General features: G+C 76.3%; 2 protein-coding genes. Both read right to left on the bottom strand.

Translation table 11 applies throughout. The annotated features are described in order from the left end of the window. Window positions 1-162: 162 nt before the first annotated feature. Entirely contained in the window at window positions 163-879 is a 717-nt protein-coding gene (locus ABZW03_RS40180; RefSeq protein ID WP_355269744.1) for a response regulator transcription factor, read from the bottom strand. Window positions 880-914: 35 nt separating this feature from the next. Continuing rightward, the coding region (locus ABZW03_RS40175; RefSeq protein ID WP_355269742.1) for a sensor histidine kinase at window positions 915-2,145 on the bottom strand (1,231 nt) is incomplete at its 5' end.

Raw genomic sequence — 2,145 nt, 5'->3', positions numbered from 1 at the left:
GTCCCGCCGGATCTGGTCGAGCTGATCGGCGAGCGCCTTCCGTGCGGCCTGGGCACTGGAGAGAGGAGAAGAGGACATGGACTGGCCGGCTGCGGGCACGGCGCTCGGCTTTCCCGTGGGAGCTCGCGGTCGACCGGGGCCCCCGCAGACGGAGAGCCCCGGCTACCCGCCTCCCGTGCGCGCGGTGACCAGGCCGGACTCGTAGGCCGCGATGACCGCCTGGGCGCGGTCCCGGACGTCGAGCTTGCCGAAGATGCTGGTGATGTAGTTCTTCACCGTCGACAGGCTGATGTCCAGCGCCCGGGCGATCCCGGCGTTGTCGAGGCCGGTGGCCATCAACCGCCAGACCTCGACCTCCCGGGGCGTCAGCCCGCTCGTGTCGGTGACCGGCGGCGGCGCGCCGGCCGGGGCCCGGACGTAGGTCGAGATCAGCCGGGTGAGCAGGCGCGGGGCGACCACCGCCTCGCCGGTGTGGACGGTGCGGATCGCCGCGCCCAGTTCCTCCGGCGAGACGTCCTTGGGTAGGAACCCGTGGGCGCCGGCGCGCAGCGCGGCCACCACGTACTCGTCCATGTCGAAGGTGCTGAGGGCGAGGACCCGGCAGGAGGGGAGGGCGCGGGCCAGCTCCCGGGTCGCGCCGACCCCGTCGAGCACGGGCATCCGGATGTCCATCACCACGACGTCGGGGCGCAGCAGGTGGGCGGCGGCAACGGCCTGCTCCCCGTTCTCGGCCTCGCCCACCACCTCGAAGGACGGGTCGGGGGAGAGGATCAGGGACAGGCCGCGCCGCACCAGCGGCTGGTCGTCCGCGAGGAGGAGCCGGATGCCCGCTGCCGCCGCGCCCGCCGGGCCGCCGCCGTCCGAGCTCACCGGGCCGATGCCGTCCGGCCTCACCGAGCCGCCGTCGTGCGGCCTCACCGGGCCGCCGCCGTTCCGTGCTGGACGGCCGCGTCGGCCGTCTCCTCCGGGGCCAGCGGCAGGTCGGCCAGGACGGCGAAGCCGCCCTCCGGAAGCGGTCCGGTCCGCAGGGTGCCGCCGTGCAGGGCGACGCGCTCGCGCATGCCGATCAGGCCGTACCCGCTCCGGCCGCCGGCCGGTACCGCCTCCTGCGGTGCGGCGGTGCCCGTGCCCGCCGTGCCCCCGTCGTCGCGCACCTCGACGGTGACCCGGTCCGGACCGTACGTCAGGGTGACGGTCGCGCGGGCGCGCCCGGCGTGCTTGCGGGCGTTGGTGAGGCCCTCCTGGACGATCCGGAACACGGTCAGCCCGACGGTGGGCGGCAGCGGGCGGCGGGGCCCGTGGACGCCGAAGTCGGTCGGCAGTCCGGCCACCCGGGACTCGTCCACCAGCCGGCCGAGATCGTCCGCCCCGGGCTGGGGCGCGGGCGGGGCGGTGTCCGGTTCGTCGCCGGCCCGCAGGACGTCCAGGAGCTGGCGCATCTCCCGCAGGGCCAGCCGGCCGGAGGACTCCAGGGTGACCAGGGCGTCCCGGACCACCTCCTGGTGGGCGAGGTTGGTCCGGGCGGCGCCGGCCATCAGCTGCATGGTGGAGATGTGGTGCGCCACGATGTCGTGCAACTCCCGTGCGATGCGGCGGCGTTCCTCGGCCACCGCGCGGTCGGCCAGCAGTCTGCGGTTGGCCGCGAGCTCCCGCTGCCAGCGCGCCACGGCGAGGCCGGCGCCGGCCACGAGCAGGGCGGAGAAGGAGGTGCCGGCGAGCGCCTGCCAGGAGGGGACGCGCAGGTGGCTCTGGCTCAGCGTGGTCAGCACCGCCGTCACCGCCGCGGCGGCCGCCGTCACCGGGGGACGGCAGGCCCGGGCGACCGAGTACAGGCCGACCATCTGGACGGCGCCGAAGTGGGTGCTCGCCGGTGCGGACAGGTCGACCGCGGCCTCGACGGCCAGGACCACGGCGAGCGCCCGCACCGGGTGGCGGCGCCGGACGAGCAGCGGCAGGGCCGACAGCGCGACGAGGAGCAGGCCCGTCGGGGTCACCCGGCGTTCCCCGTCCATCTCGCTGAAGAGCAGGTAGTTGACCAGGTCGAGCGTGCAGGCGACGGCGGCCACCAGCGCGTCGGTGTGGGTCCACGGCGCGCCGTCGGTCTCCGGCGGCGGGTCCGCCACCCCGCCGGGCCCCGGGCTCCCG

This window comes from Kitasatospora sp. NPDC004799 (assembly GCF_040609095.1).
Lineage (GTDB): Bacteria > Actinomycetota > Actinomycetes > Streptomycetales > Streptomycetaceae > Kitasatospora.
The sequence above is the reverse complement of the archived record's forward strand: the minus strand, read 5'-3'. Positions and strand labels throughout refer to the sequence as shown.